The 24,863-nt window shown below is 50.8% G+C and carries 18 protein-coding genes, 2 tRNA genes and 2 rRNA genes; 8 read left to right on the forward strand and 14 right to left on the reverse strand.

Annotation, left to right across the window (positions count from 1 at the left end):
- Positions 1-40: 40 nt before the first annotated feature.
- The 11 genes from JXR92_RS14255 to JXR92_RS14305 form a co-directional block, all read right to left on the reverse strand.
- A 23S ribosomal RNA gene (locus JXR92_RS14255) occupies positions 41-2,918 on the reverse strand.
- A 122-nt stretch (positions 2,919-3,040) separates the two neighbouring features.
- A tRNA-Ala gene (locus tag JXR92_RS14260) sits at positions 3,041-3,114 on the reverse strand.
- 56 nt (positions 3,115-3,170) lie between these two features.
- Positions 3,171-3,244, reverse strand: a tRNA-Ile gene (locus tag JXR92_RS14265).
- A 135-nt stretch (positions 3,245-3,379) separates the two neighbouring features.
- Positions 3,380-4,906 (reverse strand): 16S ribosomal RNA (locus JXR92_RS14270).
- The 16S and 23S rRNA genes sit together here with 2 tRNA genes alongside, the layout of an rRNA operon.
- Positions 4,907-5,626: 720 nt before the next feature.
- On the reverse strand, positions 5,627-6,100 hold the full coding sequence (locus JXR92_RS14275; protein WP_035448724.1) for an N-acetylmuramoyl-L-alanine amidase: 474 nt from the start codon (positions 6,098-6,100) through the stop codon (positions 5,627-5,629).
- Positions 6,101-6,146: 46 nt separating this feature from the next.
- Positions 6,147-6,248, reverse strand: a complete 102-nt coding sequence (locus JXR92_RS14280) for a smalltalk protein (protein WP_005837396.1) — start codon at positions 6,246-6,248, stop codon at positions 6,147-6,149.
- 156 nt (positions 6,249-6,404) lie between these two features.
- A complete protein-coding gene (locus JXR92_RS14285; RefSeq protein WP_005837397.1) occupies positions 6,405-6,917 on the reverse strand; it encodes an HU family DNA-binding protein in 513 nt (170 codons plus the stop codon).
- A 252-nt stretch (positions 6,918-7,169) separates the two neighbouring features.
- On the reverse strand, positions 7,170-8,549 hold the full coding sequence (dnaB, locus tag JXR92_RS14290) for a replicative DNA helicase (protein WP_117601285.1): 1,380 nt from the start codon (positions 8,547-8,549) through the stop codon (positions 7,170-7,172).
- Positions 8,539-9,195, reverse strand: coding sequence for a hypothetical protein (locus JXR92_RS14295; protein WP_117601228.1), 657 nt, complete (start codon positions 9,193-9,195; stop codon positions 8,539-8,541). The genes dnaB and JXR92_RS14295 overlap by 11 nt, the downstream gene beginning before the upstream one ends.
- Positions 9,196-9,382: 187 nt before the next feature.
- Entirely contained in the window at positions 9,383-9,685 is a 303-nt protein-coding gene (locus JXR92_RS14300; protein ID WP_005831107.1) for a DUF4248 domain-containing protein, read from the reverse strand.
- Positions 9,686-10,004: 319 nt separating this feature from the next.
- The gene (locus JXR92_RS14305; protein WP_117974371.1) at positions 10,005-10,442 is read right to left on the reverse strand and encodes a hypothetical protein; all 438 of its coding nucleotides are present in this window, start codon (positions 10,440-10,442) and stop codon (positions 10,005-10,007) included.
- A 480-nt stretch (positions 10,443-10,922) separates the two neighbouring features.
- Between JXR92_RS14305 and JXR92_RS14310 the strand changes: the two genes are divergently transcribed.
- Genes JXR92_RS14310 through JXR92_RS14340 form a run of 7 tightly spaced genes read left to right on the forward strand, consistent with a single transcriptional unit; the run spans position 10,923 to position 18,165 of the window.
- Positions 10,923-11,402 carry a hypothetical protein gene (locus tag JXR92_RS14310; RefSeq protein WP_117601230.1) on the forward strand — a complete coding sequence of 160 codons (480 nt, stop codon included), beginning with the start codon at positions 10,923-10,925 and terminating at the stop codon, positions 11,400-11,402.
- Entirely contained in the window at positions 11,399-13,633 is a 2,235-nt protein-coding gene (bioA, locus tag JXR92_RS14315) for an adenosylmethionine--8-amino-7-oxononanoate transaminase (protein ID WP_138345993.1), read from the forward strand. Before JXR92_RS14310 ends, bioA begins: the two co-directional genes overlap by 4 nt.
- 35 nt (positions 13,634-13,668) lie before the next feature.
- Positions 13,669-14,859, forward strand: coding sequence for an 8-amino-7-oxononanoate synthase (locus tag JXR92_RS14320; protein ID WP_138345995.1), 1,191 nt, complete (start codon positions 13,669-13,671; stop codon positions 14,857-14,859).
- A 6-nt stretch (positions 14,860-14,865) separates the two neighbouring features.
- Positions 14,866-15,555: a pimeloyl-ACP methyl esterase BioG family protein gene (locus JXR92_RS14325; protein WP_057252819.1), complete on the forward strand. Its 690-nt coding sequence runs from the start codon at positions 14,866-14,868 to the stop codon at positions 15,553-15,555.
- A complete protein-coding gene (gene bioC, locus JXR92_RS14330) occupies positions 15,540-16,316 on the forward strand; it encodes a malonyl-ACP O-methyltransferase BioC (protein WP_117601233.1) in 777 nt (258 codons plus the stop codon). The genes JXR92_RS14325 and bioC overlap by 16 nt, the downstream gene beginning before the upstream one ends.
- Positions 16,316-16,963 (forward strand): dethiobiotin synthase, encoded by a 648-nt coding sequence (gene bioD / locus JXR92_RS14335; protein ID WP_117601234.1) that lies wholly within the window; start codon positions 16,316-16,318, stop codon positions 16,961-16,963. Before bioC ends, bioD begins: the two co-directional genes overlap by 1 nt.
- Before the next feature lie 29 nt (positions 16,964-16,992).
- Positions 16,993-18,165, forward strand: a complete 1,173-nt coding sequence (locus tag JXR92_RS14340; protein ID WP_117601235.1) for a glycosyltransferase — start codon at positions 16,993-16,995, stop codon at positions 18,163-18,165.
- 5 nt (positions 18,166-18,170) lie between these two features.
- Here the strand turns inward: JXR92_RS14340 and JXR92_RS14345 are convergent, their stop codons facing one another.
- Both JXR92_RS14345 and JXR92_RS14350 read right to left on the reverse strand, forming a co-directional pair.
- On the reverse strand, positions 18,171-19,415 hold the full coding sequence (locus JXR92_RS14345) for an ABC transporter permease (RefSeq protein ID WP_005837409.1): 1,245 nt from the start codon (positions 19,413-19,415) through the stop codon (positions 18,171-18,173).
- Between the two features lie 99 nt (positions 19,416-19,514).
- Positions 19,515-20,714 carry a pyridoxal phosphate-dependent aminotransferase gene (locus JXR92_RS14350; protein WP_117601237.1) on the reverse strand — a complete coding sequence of 400 codons (1,200 nt, stop codon included), beginning with the start codon at positions 20,712-20,714 and terminating at the stop codon, positions 19,515-19,517.
- 261 nt (positions 20,715-20,975) lie between these two features.
- Between JXR92_RS14350 and JXR92_RS14355 the strand changes: the two genes are divergently transcribed.
- Positions 20,976-22,211: a fucose isomerase gene (locus JXR92_RS14355; RefSeq protein ID WP_138345997.1), complete on the forward strand. Its 1,236-nt coding sequence runs from the start codon at positions 20,976-20,978 to the stop codon at positions 22,209-22,211.
- Here the strand turns inward: JXR92_RS14355 and JXR92_RS14360 are convergent, their stop codons facing one another.
- Complete coding sequence (locus tag JXR92_RS14360) at positions 22,212-24,815, reverse strand: sensor histidine kinase (protein ID WP_138345999.1); 2,604 nt, start codon at positions 24,813-24,815, stop codon at positions 22,212-22,214.
- Positions 24,816-24,863: the final 48 nt, after the last annotated feature.

Consider the following 24,863-nt stretch of genomic DNA (forward strand, 5'->3'; position numbering starts at 1 on the left):
TTCATTTATGGCTGAACGTATATACCTCCATACAAGGCAAGGCAAAAAGTGAACGGGCAATTAGTAACGCTCGGCTATGACATCGCTGCCTGTACACCTGCGTCCTATCAACGTTGTAGTCTACAACGACCCTGAGAAATCTAATCTTGTGGCTGGCTTCGTACTTAGATGCTTTCAGCACTTATCCAATCCCGACTTAGATACCCGGCAATGCACCTGGCGGCACAACCGGTAAACCAGAGGTCAGTCCAACACGGTCCTCTCGTACTAGTGTCAGAGCCACGCAAATTTCATGCGCCCACGATAGATAGAGACCGAACTGTCTCACGACGTTCTGAACCCAGCTCGCGTGCCACTTTAATGGGCGAACAGCCCAACCCTTGGGACCTTCTCCAGCCCCAGGATGTGACGAGCCGACATCGAGGTGCCAAACCCCTCCGTCGATATGAGCTCTTGGGAGGGATCAGCCTGTTATCCCCGGAGTACCTTTTATCCTTTGAGCGATGTCCTTTCCATACAGAAACACCGGATCACTATGCTCTAGTTTCCTACCTGATCGACTTGTGAGTCTCCCAGTCAAGCGCCCTTATGCCATTACACTCTGCCGACGGTTACCAATCGTCGTGAGGGCACCTTTAGAAGCCTCCGTTACGCTTTTGGAGGCGACCACCCCAGTCAAACTACCCACCAAACAGTGTCCCCGCAACAGCGGGTTAGAACTCAAATAATCAAAGGGCCGTATTTCAACAGCGGCTCCACGAACACTGGCGTGCCCGCTTCAAAGCCTCCGGCCTATCCTACACATCAATTACCCAAATTCAATGTTAAGCTATAGTAAAGGTTCACGGGGTCTTTTCGTCCCATCGCGGGTAATCGGCATCTTCACCGATACTACAATTTCACTGAGCTCACGGTTGAGACAGCGTCCAGATCATTACACCATTCGTGCAGGTCGGAACTTACCCGACAAGGAATTTCGCTACCTTAGGACCGTTATAGTTACGGCCGCCGTTTACTGGGGCTTCAATTCAACGCTTCTCTTGCGATGACGTCTCCTCTTAACCTTCCAGCACCGGGCAGGTGTCAGGCTGTATACTTCATCTTTCAATTTTGCACAGCCCTGTGTTTTTGTTAAACAGTTGCCTGGACCTATTCTCTGCGCCTCAATTGCTTGAGGACCCTTTATCCCGAAGTTACAGGGTCAGTTTGCCTAGTTCCTTAACCGTGAATCACTCAAGCGCCTTAGTATATTCAACCCGACTACGTGTGTCCGTTTGCGGTACGGGTACCGTAAGGATTAAGTTTAGCGGATTTTCTTGGAAGTATGATTACACGCACTATTGGATTGTCCAGAAGGACGCTCCATACTGTCAGGTTCGACTCTCATTCCGGATTTGCCTGGAACAATCAACATCTACACCCTTCAACGGACTATTCCGTCAGTCCGCGGCGCTGTCACGACTCCGTCTCCACGTCACTCCTTAAGGTAGTACCGGAATATTAACCGGTTCTGCCATCGGCCTCGCCGTTCGGCTGAGCCTTAGGACCCGACTTACCCTGATCCGATTAGCGTTGATCAGGAAACCTTAGTCTTTCGGCGAGGGGGTTTCTCACCCCCTTTATCGTTACTTATACCTACATTTGCTTTTCCACACGCTCCAGCAAGGCTCACGCCTTACCTTCGACGCTGAGTGGAATGCTCCCCTACCGATGATTTCTCATCCCAAAGCTTCGGTAGAATACTTATGCCCGATTATTATCCACGCCAAACTCCTCGACTAGTGAGCTGTTACGCACTCTTTAAATGAATGGCTGCTTCCAAGCCAACATCCTAGCTGTCTTAGCAATCTGACTTCGTTAGTTCAACTTAGTATTCATTTCGGGACCTTAGCTGTTGGTCCGGATTGTTCTCCTTTAGGACATGGACCTTAGCACCCATGCCCTCACTCCTGACATAGAACTGACACGCATTCGGAGTTTGTCAAGACTTGATAGGCGGTGAAGCCCTCGCATCTTATCAGTCGCTCTACCTCATGTCAGTATAAGTCAAGGCTGCACCTAAATGCATTTCGGGGAGTACGAGCTATCTCCAAGTTTGATTAGCCTTTCACCCCCACCCTCAGGTCATCCAGAAGCTTTTCAACGCTTATTGGTTCGGTCCTCCAGATGGTGTTACCCATCCTTCAACCTGCCCAAGGGTAGATCACTTGGTTTCGCGTCTACTCCTTCCGACTATACGCCCTGTTCAGACTCGCTTTCGCTTCGGCTGCGGATCTGAGATCCTTAACCTCGCCGGAAAAAGTAACTCGTAGGTTCATTATGCAAAAGGCACGCCGTCACACTAAAAGTGCTCCGACCGCTTGTAGGCACATGGTTTCAGGAACTATTTCACTCTTCTGTTCGAAGTGCTTTTCACCTTTCCTTCACAGTACTGGTTCACTATCGGTCTCTCGGGAGTATTTAGCCTTACCGGATGGTCCCGGCAGATTCACGCAGAATTCCTCGTGCTCCGCGCTACTCAGGATACCACTAGGCTTCGGTTGGCTTCGCATACGCAGCTATCATGCTCTATGGCTGTACTTTCCAGAACATTCTGCTCACCAACTTTCTTGCCACAACGTGGTCCTACAACCCCACACATGCCGTAACATGGATGGTTTGGGCTGTTCCCCGTTCGCTCGCCACTACTGGGGGAATCATTATTTATTTTCTTTTCCTGCAGGTACTAAGATGTTTCAGTTCCCTGCGTTAGCCTCCCGCATTGCGGGATGATATCCCTTCAGGATATCGGGTTGTCCCATTCGGAAATCCGCGGATCAAAGGTCATTTGCACCTACCCGCGGCTTATCGCAGCTTATCACGTCCTTCATCGCCTCCGAGAGCCAAGGCATCCGCCATGTGCCCTTACTTACTTTTTGTCTTACCGATCACGTATGGTCGATATATACTTTCAGCTTTCAACTTTACTTTTTTTGGTCACATCATGTCAAAGATCGTTGTCAAGGATTAAGGATTAAAGATAATTCCTAATCTTGAGAAGTGGAGAATAACGGATTCGAACCGTTGACCCCCTGCGTGCAAAGCAGGTGCTCTAGCCAGCTGAGCTAATCCCCCTTCACCATTGATGAAAGACCCGCTAAATCGTAACCGGTCGGTCACCAACTGAGAAGTAGTCCCAGGCAGAGTTGAACTGCCGACCTCTACATTATCAGTGTAGCGCTCTAACCAACTGAGCTATAGGACTGTCAGTCAAACCCTCGCCTTACGGCTCGGCTTCTACTTTTCTCGTATATTTTAATAAACAAGTACGCGCAGTACAAGAGGTTCTTATGGAAGCATAACTTCAAGAACCAACGATCGAGTCGAGACGTCACTCCAGAAAGGAGGTGTTCCAGCCGCACCTTCCGGTACGGCTACCTTGTTACGACTTAGCCCCAATCACCAGTTTTACCCTAGGGCGCTCCTCGCGGTTACGCACTTCAGGTACCCCCGGCTTTCATGGCTTGACGGGCGGTGTGTACAAGGCCCGGGAACGTATTCACCGCGCCGTGGCTGATGCGCGATTACTAGCGAATCCAGCTTCATGGAGTCGGGTTGCAGACTCCAATCCGAACTGAGAGAGGTTTTAGGGATTAGCATCACGTCGCCGTGTAGCTGCCTTCTGTACCCCCCATTGTAACACGTGTGTAGCCCCGGACGTAAGGGCCGTGCTGATTTGACGTCATCCCCACCTTCCTCACATCTTACGACGGCAGTCTCGACAGAGTCCCCAGCATAACCTGATGGTAACTATCGATAAGGGTTGCGCTCGTTATGGCACTTAAGCCGACACCTCACGGCACGAGCTGACGACAACCATGCAGCACCTTCACAAATGCCTTGCGGCTGATCTGTTTCCAGAACATTCATTTGCAATTTAAGCCCGGGTAAGGTTCCTCGCGTATCATCGAATTAAACCACATGTTCCTCCGCTTGTGCGGGCCCCCGTCAATTCCTTTGAGTTTCACCGTTGCCGGCGTACTCCCCAGGTGGAATACTTAACGCTTTCGCTTGGCCGCTTACTGTATATCGCAAACAGCGAGTATTCATCGTTTACTGTGTGGACTACCAGGGTATCTAATCCTGTTTGATACCCACACTTTCGAGCATCAGCGTCAGTTACAGTCCAGCAAGCTGCCTTCGCAATCGGAGTTCTTCGTGATATCTAAGCATTTCACCGCTACACCACGAATTCCGCCTGCCTCTACTGTACTCAAGACACCCAGTATCAACTGCAATTTTACGGTTGAGCCGCAAACTTTCACAACTGACTTAAGCATCCGCCTACGCTCCCTTTAAACCCAATAAATCCGGATAACGCTCGGATCCTCCGTATTACCGCGGCTGCTGGCACGGAGTTAGCCGATCCTTATTCATACGGTACATACAAAAAGGCACACGTGCCTAACTTTATTCCCGTATAAAAGAAGTTTACAACCCATAGGGCAGTCATCCTTCACGCTACTTGGCTGGTTCAGACTCTCGTCCATTGACCAATATTCCTCACTGCTGCCTCCCGTAGGAGTTTGGACCGTGTCTCAGTTCCAATGTGGGGGACCTTCCTCTCAGAACCCCTATCCATCGATGGCTTGGTGGGCCGTTACCCCGCCAACAACCTAATGGAACGCATCCCCATCAATGACCGAAATTCTTTAATAGCTGAAAGATGCCTTTCAGATATACCATCGGGTATTAATCTTTCTTTCGAAAGGCTATCCCCGAGTCATCGGCAGGTTGGATACGTGTTACTCACCCGTGCGCCGGTCGCCAGCAAAGAAAGCAAGCTTTCTTCCTGATGCCCCTCGACTTGCATGTGTTAAGCCTGTAGCTAGCGTTCATCCTGAGCCAGGATCAAACTCTTCATTGTAAAAGTATCGTGACTGCGCAAATTAAAAAAAATTAATGTGCGACAGCTTGTTATCTGTTCAGGACGCTCGAATTCAAAAGTTTATCTTTACCTATATAAAATAAGTATTGACGGTTCTCTTGTTTTACCCAAGGCAATTCCCCATTGATAAGGAAAAGCCTTGCTCTTGTACTACTTGTATTGTTTATGTAAATCTGTTCAAAGATCGCTCGTTTCACGATTGCTGTTCTTTTCAGAAAGCGGATGCAAAGGTAAGAACTTTTAAGTATATCCTCCAAATATTTTCGGAAGTTTTTTTTCTTTTTTCTGTATTTTCAAATCCTTTAAACAAGGATAAGAAAAGTAAAACAAGAAAAATTCTTTTTCTTTGCGAATCGGACTGCAAAGATAAAGAGAATTATTAATAAGCTCCAAATATTTTTCGAAAAATATTTTTATCTCTCTTTATTTCTCTGTGTCACCTTCCACACTTCTGTCTCAGTATTTCAATCTTACCACTTTCCTTCTCTTGGAAAGCGAGTGCAAAGGTATAGGATTTAACAATACAAGCCAAACATATCTATCATTTTCTTTTAATAAAAATGAAACTTTTTTGTAACTTACTGATTCATAAAAGCATTTCGCATGAACAATTTTGAAGAAAGGAAAAAGAGAGAAAATAACTATACATTATATATATACGTGCGCGAGAAAAGCACAAAGAAAGAGAATAAAAACATTTTATAAGCATGCCGGATTGGGTGGTGGCGGTTCTGTCAGTATAGTCGCCGCATCAAAGCAGGGACATTGTTTCACCCACTCTTCCGGCTCTATCTCCCCGTTATGGTTCAGGTCGGGGCTCAGGTCGCGGTGACCGCAAAGCCGGGAACCGGGATAATCCTTCAGCAGCAGCAACACAAGCACACGCAGGGAGTGCTTTTGGAAAAGGGTGCGTGTATCGGCAGGGCGACCGCACTCGTCAAGACCGCCTTCGTAGCAGACACCGATGCTACCTGCATTCCACCCCCGGACATGGGCACCAGGCAGGGACAAGGGACGCAGGGACTTGATGTCACCGTTCTTGCGGATATAAAAATGATAACCTGCGCCGGAGAAGCCCCGGCGCAGGTGGTCTGTCGTCAAGTCGTGCTCCGTATAGCAGCGGTCGCAGCGGGTGGCGGAACAATGGACGACGATAAGATTGATGAATCTCATGAGAATTAAAAATTAGAAATTAAAAATTAAAAGTGAAGGAAACCCGCTACACTGTCATGGCATGGGCGCTCAGGGCACCAATAAGCGCGGAGGCTACAGCGATTATCACTTTCAGAATCTTATCCCAAACGGATGATTTTGTACTCATAAAATTAAGGATTAATGGTTAAGAATTAATGGTTAAGGATTAGTGATTAAGGATTAATGGCTAATGATTAATGGTTAATCATTAGGGATTGATTAGCGATAAACGATTTGCTTGTGTTCATTAACCCTTAATCACTAACCATTAATCATTCCTTTTTTATCCCAGCGGATTTTCGCCCTGGTCGCCGTCGTCGCCGGAGCCGCCTCCGGAACCACCGCCTTGATTGCCGCCGCCGGAGCCGCCCTCCTCGGGCTTGTCGAGCACAAAGCCCACATTCGCCGGGCTACGGGTCACGGCGGTACTGCCGTTCACCAGCTTCAACTCCTTGTCGGGGATAAAGCGGATATTCACCTTCGAGATATTGCGCACCGTACATTTGTCCGAGGCCTCCATGCCGGGACAGCGGAACGTCATGTGGAAAGTGCCCAGCTGGTTCAGCTTCACCTTGTCGCCGTTGGCAAGGTTGCCTTGAATCTCCTCCACCAGGGCTTCGATGACGTGCTTCACGTCGCCCTTCGTCATGGCACAGTTTTTCTGAATGGAGGCGGCAAGGACATCGATGTCCACGGTGCCGCAGGTCTTGGGTTTCTGACGGAGATAGTACAACATGGGCGAAGCCGGGTTGCTTACGATTTTACGGCGCTGGAAGCGCTCTACAATTACATCCATAAATTTGAAAAGTTAAGGTTTAAGTTAAGAAAAATGAGTTATAAGAGAGAAGTGGGTAAGGGAAGGGATAGGGCGCCCGAATCAATGATTATTCCTTTTCTTAAGCACATTACAAAGATACAACATTAAGAAGCGGAAGTCAAGTGTTTTGCCATTTTTTTTACTACAAAAAACACGGAGACACAGAGTTTTTCAAGCAATAAGAAAAATCTCCGTGTCTTTGTGTCTCTGCATTCTATAAATTTCCATCCATCACTTTGCATTCCTCGTCAGCCACTCCAATGGTGGTATGTAGTCCACCAGTTTTGTCATGCTTTGGTTATGGTGGAAATAGACTTCACCGGTTTTGCCATTACGGTGCTTGGCTATGATGACGATGCCCAAGCCATCGGTGGGATAAGTACTCTTCTTATCGACGGTCTTGCCGTAGAGGGCAGGGCGGCAAAGCAGCATTACCATATCCGCATCCTGCTCTATGGCGCCGCTCTCGCGCAGGTTGCTCAGGGTGGGGCGATGGTCTATGGTACCGTCGCTCGCCCGGTTCAGCTGGCTCAGCAGCAGTACGGGGATATCCAGCTCCTTGGCCAGCAGCTTTGCCTTGCGGCTTGCCTGCGCCACTTCCTGCTCGCGGTTACGGTTTTTCTGGTCACTCCTCATGTCACATAGTTGCAGATAGTCCACAATCACCATGTCACAGCGATTCTTGCTCTTCAGCAGACGGGCGGAAGAACGCACGCGGTCCATGCTCGTCATCGGATGGTCGTCTATCAGTATGGGCAACCGCGACAACTCGGCAGATGCCTCATGCACCTGCCTCACCTCGCCGGGGGTGAGCTGGCCGCTGCGCAGGTGTTGCGGGTCTACCCCCTCCGTAGCTGCAAGCAGCCAGCGGTCGCCCAGGCGCTCGCCTTGCATTTCGAGGCTGAAGACCACCACATGACGCCCCGCCATGGCAGCGGCACGGGCCAGGTGGAGGGCAAAGGCCGTCTTCCCCACCGACGGACGGGCAGCAAGGATGTTCAAGTCGCCGCGCTGCCAGCCCGCCGTAACGTGGTCCAGAGCGTCAAAACCCGTAGGGATACCCGTAATGCCGTTGCATCCGTGCTCCATACGCTGCTCCACCTCGGCCAGCGTGTCGTCCATCAGCCGGTCTATGGAGCGAAGGTGGTCGGCTACGCCGCTCTCGTCCTCCAGCCCCTCCAGCAGTCGATGGGCTTCCACCAGGATGTCGTCAATATCCATCGACTCGTCGGCACTGAACGCCAGCAGTTGCTGGAATCCCGTACGCATGATACGCCGCGTGTGCAATTGCCTAAGGATGAGCGCATGATACTCCAGATGAGCACTGGAGCTGACCTTCGAGCTGATGCGTAACAGTTCGTAAGGCCCGCCCACGGCATCGAGTTTGCCACGGGCTGCCAGTTCGTTCTTCAACGTGATGGTGTCTATGGACTTCGCGCTGCGATACATCGATTGCAGGGCGGCAAAAATTTCCAGATTCTTCTCCTCGTAGAACATCTCGGGACGCAGTTTGTCCGCCACCAGAGGCATGGCAGCGCGCTCTATCATGCAGGCACCGATGACAGCTTCTTCGAGGTCACTGTCGTGGGAAAAAGTAGTTTCAGTCATCATATTCATTTTCAAAAGATTTGTCCGCCAGATAGGTGGCGGCTTGTTTACAATATTTTTGGTTGTTCAGATGGTCGTAATATTCGTCGATGTTGTCCAGTGCCCGCTGTTTCTCGCCTGCCGTCAATTTTTTCCATTCGCGACGGGCCCGGCCGATGTTTACCTTGGGATGCTCGGTGATGTCATGAAACTTTTCCCAGAAGATGCAGAAGTCCTCTCCCGCCCCAGCCACCGGCGCTGCCTTCTTCTTCCGCGGGGCTGCTTTAGGACGGGCATTGCCGGTAAGGAAATCATAATCGGGGATACGGATGTGCATCACGTAGGGGTTGGCCACCCGCTCCACGATACCGGCGTCGAACATCTTGTTGAAGAAGTAGCGCGTACGGTTGCGGGGCCACCCCAATATCTCCATCCAGCGGGCCAGGGAAAGTACGGACTCGCCACGTACACAGTCGAAAAGGTGTCCCCTGACGTTGCAGGTCACCGTGCTGTAGTTGACGTGTGTCAGCACAAAGACAAAGGCTTCGAAGGCATCGGCGGCTTTCTCTCCGGTTTTCATATTCATTTGTTCCTCAAACAAGGCTTTGGGGAAGAGGAGATAGCCTTTCTTCAGCATCTCCGTTGTCATGGGTCTCATTTCTTTTTCCATTTTTGTCTATTCTTAATTCGATAATGCGACAAAGGTAAGAGACCAGCCAGGGGGATACAAATAAGCAGTTAGAATCGGCTAAAAATTAATGAAATACATAAGGTGGCGAGAGAGGGTTTCACCTCATCCTCCACCACCCTATATAATAATATACTAAAATAATCAGAATGTATTAGAAATACATTCTCTATTTCGCATATTTTTTAGAGACCAGAAGATACGGATTTTTCACGGTCATATCCTTCACGTGGTCGGGCATCCCCCAGTAGCTCAGGAGGATGCCTATCTGTACGGGGGTGAGGTGGGCAGTCCTGGCGGTATAGCCCTGGTCCGTCAGGTCCTTCAGCAGGCAAGCGTGTTCCGCAATGGAACGGCGCAGGGCCTTTACGGCCGAGCAGGCATACGCGTAGTTTGGGTAATAGGCCACTGCTACATCTGCAATGCGATGGCATCCCTCGAGCAGCCATTCAAAACTTTGTTCTTTTATCATTTTGCATATATTTATTAATAAAACATGTTGCAAAGTTAGAATGGGAGGGAAAACTGGGAAAGTTCGAGTGGCAATAAGAAAACTTGCTCAAGAAAAATGAATGTGTCAAAACGGTTGATGACACACCCTCACTGTCTTATTGATAAAAGCAACACTTTCATACTATAGTAGTGAAGCACACATTTTGTGTATTTCATGCAACTTATCGGTCAGCGATTTTTTTTAAGAGAGACAGCCATATTATATCTCGCCTGCCTATTAACGAGGAGTTCCGCACTAATCCCTAAGGCTGCTTCTACCATAAGAGCGAAGTCACTGGTTACATCTCCCTCTCCCTCTTGAAGTACCCCAGCACCGTGGCCGGTGTAAGACAGCAGCGTTCCACGCTTTTCAGGCGGCTCTGAAAAGTATATCGGGAGCATAGCACAAGGCAGAACCAAGTATAGTTCAAGCTACGGTGCAAGCGGTGCTGAAGGTGGTCGAAAAAACGGGAAACACGGGCAAAGAAGCTAGCGATACGCTCGCGGGGGACAAAACGGGAAGGCTGTGCGGCAGCATTGCGGGAGCGCTTGGCGGTACGTTCCATCTGTGCAAGGGTATACTCCAGTTGCTCGATGTCATTGCGGGTGTTCTCCATGGTTTGTTCCAATTTCTCGCGTCGTGCCTGCTGCTTGGCATATCGTTCTTTTCTGTCAGCGATTCGATTTTTGAGGTCTTCTGCGGTGAGGTTTATTCCTTTGTTCTGGATTGATTTCATTATAAACGTCTGTTTTATAGTTGTTTGTCTGTATATAAGTTCACGAAAACACATCATCCGTCTGCACCGAATGCATAATGCATAAAGGGCAAACGGATGATATATCAGGAGCAAATGTACGATGAATATTGCAGATAAAGTTCTTAATGACCATTAAGTCTTGTTATAAAACATGATATTATCTACTGCAAATTTGGAGATTATCAGAAAACACGTACCTTTGCAATGTGTTTTTCATAGTATTAGATTTAAGGTTAACAAAAGATTGGCTGTCTGGGATAGATAGCCTTTTTTTATGCCCATACCATTCAATTCATCCAATTAGCCTCAATTTCACTTTATACAACCTTCCAACCCACTAAAGTATTCTTAAGTCCAATTTGCGCGTTTTTTTCATGCATGACCATTACCGTTATGAAATTATTTTTTCTACATTTGCATCTGCTAAAAGGAAACAAAACCGCATCAGGCAGAAAAAACATGAGGAATACATCACCCGCCGCACCTACCATCCGCTTCCGCCGCTGGAGCAGAAAAGCCTACGCTGCATTTGCCAGCATAGGGCGGTGTGTCACCATCGGTTGCCTGCGCAAAAACGTGGCAGACAGTTCTCTCTCCAAACAGAAAGCTGCTGGAACTGCCGGACATGCCGGATGCAGGGAAGAGAGTGCCTGGAGGGGTAAAACGGAAGGAAGGAAAAGCGACATCGGCATTCCGCTGGGTAGCAGCAGCGCCCTGACAAGTATCCTCACGGAGCTTGGAACGAACCGACACATTCTTTTTGAAACACAAGTCATCCGCCCCTGCGGAAATACGGGCGGACAAGACACACATAGCCTGAAACAAAAGAGAATAAGAGGTACGGATTACTGGAAGCCATGCAGCAGAATGACGAGCTGCACCGCCCCGGCAATCCGTACCTCTGTCTTTATCCATGAACATAACCCAAGAAAGATATGACCCTACAGAAATTAAAGGAACAAGTGCTGCGCGGCAGCCACATCAGTAAGGAAGAAGCCGAATGGCTGGCTGTGCAACCAGACAAGGAAGCGCTATACGAAGCTGCCCACGAGATAACCCGGGCCCGAGCCTCGGAGGAGTTCGACATGTGCTCCATCATTAATGCCAAGTCCGGACGATGCCCGGAAAACTGCAAGTGGTGTGCACAGTCGTCGCACTACAAAACCCAGGCAGACGTGTACGACCTGGTGAATAAAGAAGAATGCCTGCGGCATGCCCTGCATAATGAAGCCCAGGGCGTGGCACGTTTCTCGCTGGTGACCAGTGGACGGAAGCCCTCCTCCAAAAACATGGAGAAACTGTGCGAAGCCGCCCGGCACATGCGCCGGCACTCGTCCATCCAGTTGTGCGCATCACTGGGACTGCTCAACGAAGACGAAATGCGGGCACTGCACGACGCAGGCATCACCCGCTATCACTGCAACCTGGAGACAGCCCCCTCCTACTTTCCCCAACTGTGCAGCACGCACACGCAGGAAGAGAAGCTGCGTACCCTGCAAGCCGCCCGCAACGTAGGCATGGACATCTGCAGCGGCGGCATCATCGGCATGGGCGAGAGCATGGAGCAACGCATCGAATTCGCCTTCACACTGCGCGAGCTGGAAGTGCAATCCATCCCCATCAACCTCCTGAGCCCCATTCCCGGCACACCGCTGGAACGGCAGGCACCACTCAGCGAGGAGGAAATACTGACCACCATCGCCCTCTTCCGCTTCATCAACCCGACGGCTTTCCTCCGCTTTGCCGGAGGACGCTCGCAACTGAGCAAGGAGGCCGTGAAGCAAGCGCTGCACATCGGCATCAACTCCGCCATCGTGGGCGACCTGCTGACAACGCTCGGTTCGAAAGTGTCGGAAGACAAGGTGCTGATAAAAGATGCAGGATACCGGTTCTGCGGCTCGCAGTTCGACAGAGAGCACCTATGGCACCCCTATACCTCCACAACCAACCCGCTGCCGGTGTACAAGGTGAAGCATGCCGAAGGCGCCACCATCACCCTGGAAAGCGGAGAAACGCTCGTAGAGGGAATGTCGTCGTGGTGGTGTGCCGTCCACGGGTACAACCACCCTACACTGAACCGGGCGGCAGAGGAACAGCTGGGCAAGATGTCGCATGTGATGTTCGGAGGACTGACACACGACCCTGCCATTGAACTGGGCCAGTTGCTGCTGCCGCTTGTCCCACCGTCCATGCAGAAGATATTCTATGCCGACTCGGGCTCGGTGGCAGTGGAGGTGGCCTTGAAAATGGCCGTGCAGTACTGGTATGGCAAGGGAAAGGCGAAGAAGAATAATTTTGTGACTATCCGTTCGGGCTATCACGGGGATACATGGAATGCCATGTCTGTGTGCGACCCGGTGACGGGCATGCATTCGCTGTTCGGGGCATCATTGCCGGTGCGCTATTTCGTGCCGCAGCCGCGCTCGCGCTTCCACGGCGAATGGGATGAACGGGATGCGGCGGAACTGCGGAAACTGGTAGAGGAGCATCACGAGGAACTGGCGGCGCTTATCCTCGAACCTGTGGTGCAGGGCGCTGGCGGCATGTGGTTCTACCACCCCCAGTACCTGCGCGAAGCGGCACAGATATGCAAGGAACATGGCCTGCTGCTGATATTCGATGAGATAGCTACGGGCTTCGGACGGACGGGAAAACTCTTTGCCTGGGAGCACGCAGGTGTGGAACCGGACATCATGTGTATAGGAAAGGCTATAACGGGTGGATACATGACGCTGTCTGCCGTACTGACGACGAATGAAGTGGCGGATACCATCTCCAACCATACGCCGGAGGTGTTTATGCACGGACCCACCTTTATGGGGAATCCACTGGCCTGCGCCGTGGCGTGCGCTTCGGTGAAGCTGCTGACCTCGCCCGAATACGACTGGCAAGGCAAGGTAACCCGCATCAGCCGGCAACTGCTGGAAGAGCTTGAACCGGCACGCCGATTGCCGCAAGTGGCGGATGTACGTGTGCTGGGAGCCATCGGAGTGATTGAGACAAAAGAACCCGTAGACATGGCGTGGATGCAAAAACGCTTCGTTGAAGAGGGAATCTGGGTACGCCCGTTCGGAAGATTGGTATACCTGATGCCTCCGTTCATTATAGAGCCGGGACAGTTGAGGAAACTGACGGGAGGAGTGATAAAGATTATAAAGGAGATGAACTGAGTTTTGAATATGCCAATTAGCGCGTGAAAAAATTTATGAATATAACCGAATATATGCAGCAAGAGCTGCAAACACTGAAAGAACACAGCAATCTGCGCCGCCTGCCGCAACTGACGCACGAAGGGCGCACGGTTGTAGCCGATGGCCGGCGTATGCTGAACCTTTCGTCCAACGACTACCTGGGCCTGGCTGCCGACCGCCAGCTGAGGGAAGAATTCCTGCAGACACTGACACCGGACACCTTCCTGCCGACTTCCTCCTCCTCCCGCCTGCTGACGGGGAACTTCGGGATTTACGAAGAGCTGGAGACGGAACTCGCCACACTTTTCGGCACAGAGACAGCACTGGTGCTCAATAGCGGCTATCATGCCAATATGGGGATTCTGCCTGCCGTGAGCGATACACAAACCCTGATACTGGCAGACAAGCTGGTGCATGCCAGCATCATCGACGGCATCCGCCTCTCCACCGCACGCAGCATCCGTTTCCGCCACAACGACCTGCTGCAACTGGAACGCCTGCTGGAACAACACCATGCAGCATACCGGCAACTGATTATCGTCACAGAAAGTATCTTCAGCATGGACGGTGACCAAGCCGACCTCAAGGCATTGGTGCGTTTGAAAAAAAGATACTCCAACGTACTGCTCTATGTGGACGAAGCCCATGCATTCGGCGTAAGGGGACCGCGCGGCCTGGGCTGCGCCGAAGAAACCGGATGCATCCGGGATATAGATTTCCTCGTGGGTACCTTCGGCAAGGCAGCGGCGTCTGCCGGCGCATACATCGCCTGCTGCCGGACGATACGCGAGTATCTCGTCAACCGGATGCGAACCCTCATCTTCACCACGGCATTGCCTCCGACAAGTATTGCCTGGACACTGTTTATCGTGCGGAAACTTGCCGGAATGCAGAACCGCCGCGAGCATCTGGCTAGAATCGGCCGGACGCTGCGCGAAGCATTACAAGCCAAAGGGTACGGATGCCCCAGCGCAAGCCATATCGTCCCTCTGATTATCGGCCCCAGTGCCGACACTGTGCTGTGCGCAGAGTTGCTGCAGAGGCATGGGTTCTATGCACTGCCGGTACGCCCGCCCACGGTGCCCGAAGGAACATCACGCATCCGCTTCTCATTGACAGCGGACATACGGGAAGATGAGATTGGAGAACTGATTCCCCTTATTCCCCTAAAGGAAGAGAAGAATACTAACGCTATACGATTCTAAAAACAGATGAAACAAAGTTACATTATACACGAACATCATCCCCGGCTATTGCTGTTCTTTGCCGGCTGGGGAGCCGATGAGACTCCTTTCAAAATGTATCGTCCGGCAGCCAGCGACTTCATGGTGTGCTATGACTACCGCACACTGGATTTTGACGCCTCCGGACTGGAAAAATACCGCGAAATCAACCTCATCGGCTGGTCTATGGGGGTATGGGCGGCTTCGCAGACCATGCCACAGCTCTCATCGCCAGGTACGTCCGGCGAAGGTATCCATATGGCAAACAGCATCGCCATCAACGGAACACCCTACCCCATAGACCAGCATATGGGTATTCCACCCGCCATCTACCACGGGACATTGGACGGACTGACCGGGGCTTCACTGCACAAATTCCTCCGCCGCATGTGCGCCAACGGAGCAGCCTTCAAAGCTTTCCTGGAAATCACTCCCCGCCGTCCGCTGGAAGAGTTGAGAGATGAGTTGACGGAGATTGAGAAGATGTACCACACACTGCCTGCTGCCACCTTCCACTGGCAGCAGGCAGTAACGGGAGGCAACGACCGCATCATTCCGCCAGCCAACCAGCTGCAAGCCTGGGAAACACTCGGCACCCCCGTGCTGCAAACGGAGGATGCCCACTATCAGGAAGAGTTATTCAGACATTACCTGCAAGACCTATGGACAAGCCACTGAACCCGATGGACAAACAACTGATAGCCTCCCGCTTTGCCAAAGCCCGGAATACCTATACCCGGGAGGCCCGCGTGCAGCAACAAGTCGCCGAGAAGATGATGCAGCTCATAAAGGAACCATACACACGTTTCCACCGTGTCGTAGAGTTTGGCTGCGGAACGGGAAGCTACTCGCGTATCCTCCTCCACACCTTGCAACCGGAAACCCTGCTGCTGAACGACTTGTGCCGGGAAATGGAAGAGTGCGTCAAGGAACTTTGCGACGGCACTACCGTGCAGTTCGTCCCCGGTGATGCCGAAGCCATCGACTTCCCCGGAGAAACCGACCTGATAACCTCGTGCTCCACCCTACAATGGTTCAACGACCCAGGTGCTTTCTTCACCCGCTGCCACCAAGCACTGGTGGCAGACGGCCTGCTTGCCTTCAGCACCTTCGGCGCCACAAACATGCACGAAATACGCCAACTGACTGGGCACGGGCTGGACTATCCCTCCATTAAGGAGCTGCAAGCCCTGCTGTCTCCCGGCTTCGATATTCTCCATGCCGAAGAAGAGGTGATATCCCTGCCCTTCCCCACTCCCCAGGCAGTGCTGAAGCATCTGAAGCAAACCGGAGTCACGGGTACGGAAAAAAGGATGTGGACGCGTGGCCGCCTGCAATCCTTCTGCGAAGAATACACAACCCGGTTCAGTGATGCCGCAGGCAACGTAAGCCTAACCTATCACCCTATTTATATCATCGCACGAAAAAAGACAAAATAATGGAAACAAAAAACATCTACTTCATCAGCGGCATTGATACAGATGCCGGAAAAAGCTATTGCACCGCCTGGTATGCCCGTGAGCTTATGCAACGCGGCCTGCGCGTCATCACCCAAAAGTTCATCCAGACCGGCAACACCGGCCATTCCGAGGACATCGACCTGCACCGCCACCTCACCGGAACCGGCTACCTGCCGGAAGACAAAGAGGGGCTGACCATGCCCGAGATATTCTCCTACCCCTGCTCCCCCCACCTCGCCGCCCGCATAGACAAGCGCCCGATAGACTTCGTGAAAATAGAGCGTGCCACCAGGGAACTTTCCCACCGCTATGATACCGTGCTCGTAGAAGGAGCCGGAGGTCTGATGGTTCCCCTCACCGAAGATTTCCTGACGATAGACTACATTGTGGAAAAGCAGTACCCGCTTATCTTCGTCACCTCCGGAAAGCTGGGTAGCATCAACCACACCCTGCTGAGCTTCGAAGCCATCAAGAACCGGGGCATCGCACTCGATACGGTACTCTACAACCTCTATCCCACCGTGGAGGATAAGACTATCCAGGAAGACACGATGAAATACATCAAGCAGTATTTGTCCAAGCACTTTCCCGGAACAAAGTTTGAGGCAGTGCCGGAAATTGCGTAAATTTGCAGCACATAAACGTCCTACTGCACATGGAAGCATTTACATTAGATTCAACTGAAATTATCGTACTCGCCGTAGCGGGTGGTCTGTTCCTTATTCAAATTATCTACTACCTCTGTCTCTACAACCGTATTCATGCACGCCGCCGTGCCGTGAAGCAGGGAAACATGCACTTCACCCAGGAACTGCCCCCCATATCCGTCATCATCTGCGCCCGCGAGGAATCCGAAAATCTGCGCCGCAACCTGGGCGCCGTGCTGGAGCAGGACTATCCCCTATTTGAAGTCATCGTCATTAACGACGGCAACACTGATGAGAGCGAAGATTACCTGACCATCCTCGAGGAGAAATACCCCCATCTCTACCACAGCTTCGTGCCCGATTCCTCCCGCTACATCAGCCGTAAGAAGCTGGCTGTGACGCTTGGAATCAAGGCCAGCAAATATGAATGGCTGGTGTTTACCAATGCCAACTGCATGCCCCAAAGCAACCAATGGCTGCGACTGATGGCACGCAACTTCACATCACGTACCCAAGTGGTGCTAGGATACAGCGGCTACGAACGCGGCAAAGGCTGGCTGCACAAACGGGTGGCATTCGACAATCTGTTCACTTCCATGCGCTATCTGGGATTTGCCCTGGCAGGCAGCCCCTACATGGGCATCGGGCGTAACCTGGCCTACCGGAAGGAACTCTTCTACCAACAGAAAGGATTCTCCGCACACCTCAACCTGCAACGGGGAGACGACGATTTGTTCATCAACCACGTGGCTACCCCGGAGAACACGCGGGTAGAAACGGATGCCAATGCCATTGTACGCATGCAACCGCTTCTGCGTGCCAAGGACTGGAAAGAAGAGAAAATAGGTTACGCCTCCACAGCACGGCTGTATCATGGGATGCAACGCTGGCTGGCCGGTTTTGAGACCCTGACTCGCCTGGTATTCCACGCATCCTGGATAGCAGCGATGTTCATCGGCATTATGCACTTCCACTGGCTGGCAGCAGGCGTCGCTTGTCTTTTGTTCCTGTTCCGTTTCACCCTGCAGGCCGTCATTGTCAACAAGACTGCCCGCGACCTGGAAGAACAACGTAGATATTACTTCACACTACCGGCTTTCGACCTATTGCAGCCGATACAGTCTTTACGTTGGAAATGGTACTGTCTGTTCCGCAAGAAAAGCGATTTTCTGAGAAAGTGATTCTCTTATTCGTAACGGATGGAAGTTGCCGGATGGATGCGTGTAATCAGAAATGAAGGGCCCAACAACATCAGGACTGAAGCCAGCAATGTACCGGCATTCAGTAGCAGGAACAGCCAGATATTGAAAGATACCGGAACAGTAGCCATATAATAGGTCTCAGGGTCGAGCTTGAACAAGCCGGACCAGCGCTGCACAAAATAGAATGCAAGGCCGATTATGTTCCCCCAGAGCATGCCTTTCCCGATGAGGAAGACCGAAAACCAAAGGAAAACTTTACGAATAGTAAAGTTGTTGGCTCCCAAAGACTTCAGCACACCTATCATGGAGGTACGCTCTATGATGATAATCAGCAGGCCGGATACCATGGTGAACCCCGCCACTCCAATCATCAGAATGAGAATGACCCAGATGTTGACATCCAAGATGCCCAGCCAGGCAAAGATTTGAGGATTGAGCTGCTCTACATTGCGGACGCAATACTCGGCGCCATAACGGTCGGGATTCCCGTCCGTATCGGCAGCTACCTCATAGGTGGTTTCTTCCAGCTTGTCATAATCGCGTATTTCCAGCTCCACGCCACTCACCTGGTCTGGCTCCCAGTTGTTCAGGCGATTCACCAGGTAGAGGTCGGTAAGCAGGAATAGGTTGTCGTATTCAGAGAAGTTGGTTTGGTAGATACCTGCAATCTTCAGGCGGCGGGCACGCACATCGTCCTGGATGAAGTAGGTGTCTATCTTGTCACCGAGTTTCAATTGCAGCTTGTTGGCAAGAGACTTTGAGATGACTACGCGGTTGGACGAAGCAGAATCGCTGAATTGCGGAAACTCCCCCTCCAGCAAATGGCGGTGGAAGAAGGTGCTATCATACTCCTGCCCCACACCTTTCAGCACCATTCCCTGAAAGGCATCGGCGGTCTTTATCATCCCCGGCTTGGTGGAGTAGCGTTGTACATGCTTCACTTCGGGATAATCGGAAAGCGCAGCCATCATGCTGTCACCCACCACCACCGGACGCGTCTCGTATGAGCGTGCAGCATCCAGGTTGCCTATCTGGATATGGGCACCGAAACCCACGATTTTATCCCTTACCTCGCTCTTGAAGCCGACAATGACGGACACGGCAATAATCATCACCGCCAGTCCAAGGGCAATGCCCACCATGGCAATAAGGACAGCCGGACGGGAAACTTGCTTGCCCGGCTCCGAGTTGCGATAAATGCGCAACGCTATAAAGCGAGATAGATTCATGGGCCATTATTTTTTAGGCGCAGATTACACGGAAGATTTGAAACAAACGTCTTTATCTTAAGTTTTCCGTGTAATCCGCGCCTAATGAATTATTTCATTTTATTCGGTTCGCCCCGGATAGGCTTCCAATGCTTTTTGCAGGATAAACAAGGCGCGGTTCAAGTCATCTTTCTTCAGTACGTATGCGATACGCACTTCGTTGCGACCAGAACCCGGCGTAGTATAGAAGCCGGACGCAGGCGCCATGAATACCGTCTGTCCCTCGTATTCAAACTCCGACAGGCACCAGGCACAGAACTTGTCCGAATCATCTACCGGCAGCTTTGCCACCGTATAGAACGCTCCCATCGGAATGGGCGAATATACGCCCGGTATGCGGTTCAATCCGTCAATCAGGCATTTACGGCGTTCTACATATTCATCGTATGTGTCGCGCAGATAATCCTCATCAGCATCCAACGATGCTTCTGCGGCGATCTGGCCAATCAATGGAGGACTGAGACGCGCCTGGCAGAACTTCATGACAGCATCCCGGATTTCCTTGTTCTTCGTTATCAGGGCACCGATGCGGATACCGCACTCCGAATAGCGCTTGGACACGGAATCAATCAGCACCACATTGTTCTCAATGCCTTCCAGATGGCAGGCAGAGATATAGGGAGAACCCGTATAAATAAATTCACGGTACACCTCGTCCGAGAAGAGGAACAAATCGTACTTCTTCACAAGGTCGCGAATCTGGTTCATTTCACGGCGTGTATAGAGGTAACCCGTAGGATTGTTGGGATTGCAAATCAAAATGGCCCGCGTGCGCTCGTTAATCAGCTCTTCGAACTTCTCTACCTTGGGCAACGAGAAACCCTCTTCGATGGTCGTGGCAATGGTGCGTATCTTAGCTCCGGCAGAGATGGCAAACGCCATATAATTAGCATAGGCCGGCTCGGGAACAATGATTTCATCACCCGGATTGAGGCAAGCCAGGAAAGAAAACAAGACCGCCTCCGAGCCGCCGGAAGTGATGATGATGTCGTCTGCAGTCAGATTGATATTGTACTTCGCATAGTAACCTACCAACTTCTCGCGGTAACTGCGATACCCCGCACTGGGACTGTATTCCAGAACTTTCCGGTCGATGTTCCGTATCGCTTCAATCGCGACTTCCGGAGTAGGCAGGTCGGGTTGTCCGATGTTCAGGTGGAATACATGTATGCCCCTCTGCTTGGCAGCATCTGCCAAAGGAGCCAGTTTTCTGATAGGAGATGCGGGCATCTCCATTCCGCGAATAGATATTGTTGGCATGAGGTTATTTACTATTTGACAATTTACAATTTACTATTTAATAGACTATTTATAAGTGATATTGCTATCACTTTATCATTAAAGTTGCAAATGTAGCGAATTATTTGAAACCAAAAGGAAGGCAAGACCATAAAAACTTTAAAAAACTTATCTATCGTAAAAACTCTATGATATGTAAACGGAAACTTGTATCTTTGAAAAAGCAAACGAACCAAGCTGGCTCAATTGTAAATAGTAAATAGTCAAATTGTAAATAACACCATGGTCATCAACCTTATAACTTTTGCTTCCATACTGCATAAACAAGCATCAGTCCGTAGCTCCCACGAAGTGATATTGACTGAATTGGAAAAATACTTTACCGTCAACTTCATTGATTACAAAGATATAGACAAGTTATCACCCGATGACTTCAGTATTATATTCATTGCCACCGGAGGTGTGGAACGGCTGGTAATCCAGCATTTCGAATCCCTTCCCCGCCCCGCCATCCTCCTGGCAGACGGCATGCAGAACTCACTGGCCGCCGCTCTCGAAATATCTTCCTGGCTGCGCGGCCGGGGAATGAAAAGCGAGATTCTTCACGGAGAGCTCCCCGAAACCATCAAGCGTATTTTTGTCCTGCACAGCAATTTCATGGCACAACGCAGCCTTTTCGGCATGCGCATCGGCGTAATGGGCACTCCGTCCAGTTGGCTCATTGCCAGCAATGTGGATTATCTGCTTGCCAAACGCCGCTGGGGTATCGAGTACACAGACGTCTCATTGGACCGCATTTATGAATACTACGGACAGATAACGGACGACGAGGTGGGCGAAGCATGCGCCGGACTGGCAGGAAAAGCGCTTGCCTGCCGAGAGGCAAGCCCCGAAGACATGATAAAGGCCATGCGGCTGTATCGAGCCATCAAGAGGATTGTAGAGGAAGAGCGACTGAGCGCCATTACCCTCAGCTGCTTCCGTCTGATAGACCAAACGGGAACCACCGGCTGCCTTGCCCTTGCCTTGCTGAACGACGAAGGAATCATTGCCGGATGTGAAGGCGATTTGCAATCCGTCTTCACCATGCTGGCCGTAAAAGTGCTGACAGGGAAGAACCCTTTCATGGCCAATCCTTCCATGATAAATGCCCGTACCAATGAAATCATATTGGCACATTGTACCATCGGTATCGCACAAACGGAGCAGTTCATCATACGCAACCATTTTGAGACGGAAATCGGCATCGGTATTCAGGGAATCCTGCCGACAGGAGATGTAACCATCGTGAAATGCGGGAACGAAAGTCTGGACGAATATTACCTGAGCACCGGCACGCTTGTTGAGAATACAAACTACATCAATATGTGCCGCACCCAAGTACGGATAAAAATGAACTCCCCTGCCGACTATTTCCTCAAGACACCGCTGGGCAACCACCACATCATGTTACACGGCAATTACGAGGATATATTGGAGGAGTTTCTGCAAGCCAATGCCTGCAAACGGATTGAATGATTATTCGTTCGCATCCGGTATCACCACCTCGAAACGCGTTCCTTTTCCCAACTCTGAGGAGACCGAGATAGAACCATGCAAGCGGTCTACGATGGTCTGGCAAATGCTCAGCCCCAAACCGGCACCCTGCGTAAAGCTGTCTTCTTTGTAGAAGCGTTCGAAGATATGTTTCTGGGCGTCTTCGGAGATACCGCTTCCCGTGTCTTCGACAAAGATGGTGGTATATCCTTCCCGGTTCGTGACGTAGCCGAAGGTAATGCTGCCCGTTACCGTGAATTTCTTGGCATTGTTTATCAGGTTGTTCACGACCTGCTTCAAGCGGACGGAATCGGTGATGACCAATTTGTCTTCCCCTTCCGGAATCTTTATACGTAGCTCTACATCCCGAGGCATACTCAGACGCTGGGATTCATGGACTTCCTGCATGATGAACGCCAGATTGAATGCTCCGAACTTAAAGTCCATCGTGCCCGATTCTATGCGCGAGAGGTCCAGAATATCGTTTATCAACGCCAACAGCAATGTACAGTTGATGTTGATTGTTTCGACGAACTGCTTTACCTCTTCCGGAGAAAAAGCGTCCAAATCCTTCAACAAATCCGAGAAGCCGACAATGGCATTCAAAGGGGTGCGTATCTCATGGCTCATATTGGCAAGAAACGCAGATTTGAGCTTGTCGGCCTGCAAGGCACGGTCACGTGCGGCAATCAAGGCCTCTTCCGTATCCTTGTAACGCTGGATGCTCTGGCATACTCCCAATACCATGTATGGGGTATCAACCGTCAGTCCGTCATAAGCGGTACTGCGGAACTCCCACCATTCATAGCTCCCATCCGCACTCTTCAACCGGAAACTCATCCGTGAATTGATTTCATTGCCCAACAGAATGGCATCAAAATTCCTGCGCGTATGTAGCAAGTCTTCCGGATGTATAAGGGTGTCCATCTCATCACGTGCCAGCAAGTCCGTATCACCGGTATACCCGAAACGGCGCAGCAATCCACCCGGGAAATGGAAACGGTTCATATGCATGTTGTACTGCCACGGATAAATGGAGCTTTCCTCCACCGCCATATTGAAGAAGCGTCTCTGCATCTCTTCTTCGGAGATATTGCGGCATACAATCGCCATTCCCGTCATCTTTTCATTGGCAAAGATAGGTACTACCTCGCCGGAAACGGGGAAATACGTTCCCTGATGGTTTTCCTGCATGAAGGCTTTCTCCGGAATAGAAATAGGTCTCTTTCCGGTACGTACTTTCTTCAACAAGTCCTGCAGGATGTTTTCTCCATTCATGTAAATCCTGAAAATGGAGCCGGCCATCTGCCCTTCATAGAAACGGGACGTATAGGTTTCGGAAGAAAGTCCCAGCATCTGTAACAACGGACGGTTGACAAAATGGATGCGCAGGTCGGTATCATACGTAATCAAGCCGTCGCGAATGGAACAGAAGATATTGTCGAACTCGTCGCGCTGCTCCACCAGGCGGTGCTGTATCAACAAGCGGGTCTGGGCATGTATGCGCTTACGCGACTCCCTGCGGTTGGCACGGAAAAGCCAGGCAACCAGCAGCACCAATGCCCCGACAATCAGCGAATAGAACAGAATGAACCAGACACGGTAACGCTCCATCAACGGTATATTCAAAATGATGCCCTTGCTCTCCGCACGGTTCGTGTCCACACGGAAAAACTGCAACTGTTTGTAATCGAACAGCAACTTGCCCCCAAAGTCCTTTACTCCCAATGAGGCGGGTGACTTGCCCTTCAAAATACTTGCAGCCTGCCGGCCGGCAGCAAAGGCATCCTCTCCGGGAACGGCATCATACACACACAGCACACCGTTCGTCATAGCCAGGTTCTGGCTGGTAAACACGGGAGCCTTCAACTTCAAGGAAAGAAAAGGAATCCATTTGGGAGCTATAACAATATGCTTGTAGGCATTGTAGTCATAGCAAATGGAAGTGATGATAGAGTTCAAGGACTTGGCCTGCACGTTCAGCACTTTCAACTCATGCTCCGGATAGTTGCTTTTTATGCGTTCCCAAGAGTCTTCCACAGCCCTGACCCCTTTAAGGCTCAGGAAACTGCTGTCGGACAGACAAACCAACTCCCTGCGGGAAGGGAACATACGGACAGCCGCATCCAGCAAGACATCGAAATCCGTTTTCGAAACATGGCCAGAGACGTTGGGCATTCTTTCAAAGACCCTCTCATCCGGGTATTTGATGCCCGAAACCACCACCGGTATCTGATAAGGCAGGGAATCACCGCAATGGGTCAATGTGAAGAAAGCCTCATCGCTGGAAGTCACAATCAAGTCCGTTTTCCGTTGCCTGGCACGCTGGCAAATGCGGCGCATGATGAAACATTCGGAAGCGAAAGACCAGTAATCGGCATTCAGATATTCGGTAATGATATTGGCTCTAACTCCCCCCTTTTTCAGTCCGTTCTCCAGATTTTCTGTCAGGAGGCTGTGCCAAGGAGTATTTTTTGTATAAGACTGTATGAAAAGTACATTGTACGTACGTTCCGCAGCCGAAAGTGTTCCCGACATCAACCACAACAAGCCTGCAAGCAATGGAAAGAAAAGGCGTTTCATCATAATATAGATTTTGTATACTCAACGCAAAAACTCTTATTCGTCACGCAA

Source organism: Bacteroides parvus, assembly GCF_017309675.2.
Lineage (GTDB): Bacteria > Bacteroidota > Bacteroidia > Bacteroidales > Bacteroidaceae > Bacteroides > Bacteroides uniformis.